3 protein-coding genes are annotated in these 3,402 nt (G+C 48.4%); 2 read left to right on the top strand and 1 reads right to left on the bottom strand.

The features are described from left to right. The coding region (locus tag DT343_RS18525; protein WP_258522619.1) for an ABC transporter transmembrane domain-containing protein at window positions 1–1,058 on the bottom strand (1,058 nt) is incomplete at its 3' end. Window positions 1,059–1,129: 71 nt separating this feature from the next. Here DT343_RS18525 and DT343_RS18520 point away from each other — a divergent pair. Beyond that, entirely contained in the window at window positions 1,130–1,564 is a 435-nt protein-coding gene (locus DT343_RS18520) for a transposase (RefSeq protein ID WP_258522620.1), read from the top strand. Window positions 1,565–1,770: 206 nt separating this feature from the next. Further along, a complete protein-coding gene (locus DT343_RS18515) occupies window positions 1,771–3,357 on the top strand; it encodes a proline dehydrogenase family protein (protein WP_220116873.1) in 1,587 nt (528 codons plus the stop codon). The last annotated feature ends 45 nt before the right edge of the window (window positions 3,358–3,402 follow it).

Genomic DNA, 3,402 nt, shown 5'->3' with positions numbered 1-3,402 from the left:
TGCGGTTCAACCGCCATAGACTTCACCGTACCAAGCGCAGATACAGATTCTACTAAGAAAGACTGATTATCGGCATAGCGTGCAAATTTATCATTCAAGCGTGCCCGCAATACAGGGCTAATCAACGCCGACCATGCCGCATAAATCGGCAAGCTCACAACCACAATTAACGTTAGCCAACCGCTATAGAACCACATCACCGCAATAAAGATGAACGAAAACAGTAAGTCTAACACTGAGGTTAGCGCCTGCCCCGTTAAGAAACTGCGAATCTGCTCTAACTCGCGCACCCGCGCGACGGTATCGCCGACGCGCCGCTGCTCAAAATAGCTAATCGGCAATTGCAGCAAATGGCGATACAAACGCGCCCCAAGCTCGACATCAATGCGCGAAGTCGTATGGGCAAAAATATAGCTCCGCAGCCCATTGAGCGTTACATCGAATAGCGTTACCACAATAAATGCCGTCACAATCACATCAAGCGTGCTAAAACCCCGATGCACTAACACCTTATCCATCACCACCTGAAAAAACAGCGGCGTAATTAAAGCGAACAACTGAATCACAATGGAAACACATAAGACTTCTAAAAAAATGCGGCGATACTTAATCACCGCAGGAATAAACCAAGTGAAGTCAAATTTGGCAAGTTTGCCCAATACAGACGCGCGTGAAGTGACTAAGATGAGTTTGCCTGAATAGCGCTGAGCAAAATCTGCTTCAGATAAGACCTGCACTCTACCCGTACCCGTTGAAAATTCTTGAATGAGATATTTGCCATCATCTATCTTTGCCAAAATAGCCTGATTGCCAGAGTCATCCCACATGACAGCAGGCAGTGCCAGTAAGCTTAATTTACCGATGCGGCGGGAGACAAAACGTGCCTTTAATCCCATCGACTTGGCAGCAAGTAACCATTCATCTTTGCTGAGCGTCTGCCCATCTTCGGAAAACCGATGCAACACATCACCAGCATTGGCGGCGATGCCATGAAAATGCGCCATAGTCAACAAAGTCTGTAATGATGGGGAAAGCGGTTGATGTTGTATAGGCTGCATACCAAAGTCTAAATTTAGTTTAATACTCAGATTATTGTAGCAGATAGTTCAGGCGCAGCACTAGAAAAGCGATTCTAAATAAAAAAGAGACTGGTTTCTGCAATCAGGGCAAAGGCGGCATGAGCACCAAAATCTTGCCCTTGGTCGACGCATTGGGCAATTTGGTTTCATTCATCCTATTACCCGGGCAACGTCACGACATTGTCGGTGTCGAGCCGCTAATTAAAGACAAAGAGTTTAATGCTTTACTGGCAGACAAAGCCTTTGATGCAGATTGGCTGTTAGAGGAACTGAACGAAAGAGATTGCCAAGCGGTGATTGCGCCGACGAGCAAGCGAAAACTGCAACGTGCTTATGACCGGCATATGTGCAAATGGCGTCATTTGGTAGAAAATGTTTTCTGTGATTTAAAGGAGTTTAAGAAGATAGCCATGCCTTCGGAGAAAACGGACAGCTCCTTTGCGACAAACATTTACCTCGCTGCAACCCTGATGGCTTTAAGGTGATTGTCAACAGACCCTAGTCTAGAGCTAAAACTTTATTGCCTGAAAACTTATCTTGTAAAATAAAAGCTGTCAATATTTAAGTATAAATTAATTTAAGCGATGCTTAATATTGAAAGCTGTTAAGACATCATGTTTTATGAATGATGTTTTTCTAGCCTATGATTGAATGCCATCTGTTTTTCAGGAGAAACTAAGGAGAAATCACCATGTTCCAATTTGCCCACCCCGAACAAACGCCCTTACGCCGAGCAGTGACTGAGGCTTATCGCCGCGATGAAATCGAAGCCGTGCAGGATATGCTGCAACAGGCGCAGATGAGCGATGAAGAGCGCCGTGCCGCCGATGATTTGGCGCGCCGTTTGGTCACCCAAGTGCGCGCCAGCCGCCGCAAAGCCAGCGGCGTGGATGCGCTGATGCACGAATTTTCGCTGTCCAGCGAAGAAGGGGTGGCGCTGATGTGCTTGGCAGAAGCCCTGCTGCGCATTCCCGACAATGCTACGCGCAATAAACTGATTGCCGACAAGCTTGCAGACGGCGATTGGCAAAGCCATTTGAACAACAGCCCGAGCCTGTTTGTAAACGCCGCCGCTTGGGGCTTGCTGATTACCGGCAAACTGACCAACGCACCCAGCAGCGAATCGCTTTCAGGCAGCCTGAAAAACGTTTTGAACAAAGGCGGTGCGCCCCTAATCCGCAAAGGCGTGAACTATGCCATGCGTATGCTGGGAAAGCAGTTTGTGACCGGGCAAACCATTGAAGAAGCATTGAAAAACGGCAAAGAACGCGAAAAATTGGGCTACCGTTTTTCATTCGATATGCTGGGCGAAGCGGCGTTTACCCAAGCCGATGCCGACCGCTATTATCAGGATTACCTTACCGCGATTCATGCCATCGGCAAGGATGCGGCAGGTCAGGGCGTGTATGAAGGCAACGGCATTTCGGTGAAATTATCGGCGATTCATCCGCGCTATTTCCGCGCTCAACACGAGCGCGTGATGACCGAATTGCTGCCGAAATTGAAACAGCTGTTTTTATTGGCAAAACAATATAATATCGGTCTGAACATCGATGCCGAAGAAGCCAACCGCTTGGAATTGTCGCTGGATTTGATGGAAGCTTTGGTGTCCGATCCTGATTTGGCAGGTTACAATGGCATCGGTTTTGTGGTGCAGGCCTACCAAAAACGCTGCCCCTTTGTGATTGATTATTTGGTGGATTTGGCGCGCCGCAATAATCAGAAATTGATGATTCGCTTGGTAAAAGGCGCGTATTGGGACAGCGAAATCAAATGGGCGCAGGTGGACGGACTCAACGGCTATCCTGTCTATACCCGCAAAGTGCATACCGACATTTCCTATCTGGCATGCGCGCGCAAACTGCTGGACGCGCAAGATGCCGTGTTCCCGCAATTTGCCACCCACAATGCCTACACGTTGGCGGCGATTTACGAAATGGGCAAGGGCAAGGATTTTGAACACCAATGCCTGCACGGCATGGGCGAAACCCTGTACGACCAAGTGGTCGGTCCGCAAAACTTGGATCGCCGCGTGCGCATTTACGCACCGGTGGGGACGCACGAAACGCTGTTGGCGTATTTGGTGCGTCGTTTGTTGGAAAACGGTGCCAATTCCTCGTTTGTGAATCAAATCGTCGATGAAAAAATCAGCATTGACGAACTGATTCGTAGCCCTTTCGATACTATCGCCGAAGAAGGTATTCATTTACATGCAGCTTTGCCGCTGCGCGTGATTTGTACGGCAAAGACCGCCAAAATTCGCAAGGCGTGGATTTGAGCAATGAACATGTGTTGCAGGATTTGCAGCAGCAAATGAACCAAG

It is taken from the genome of Brevundimonas vesicularis (assembly GCF_900445985.1).
In the GTDB taxonomy this organism is placed as follows: Bacteria; Pseudomonadota; Alphaproteobacteria; order Caulobacterales; family Caulobacteraceae; genus Brevundimonas; species Brevundimonas vesicularis_D.
Note: the sequence above shows the minus strand (reverse complement) of the source record. Positions and strands in the feature narration are given on the sequence as shown.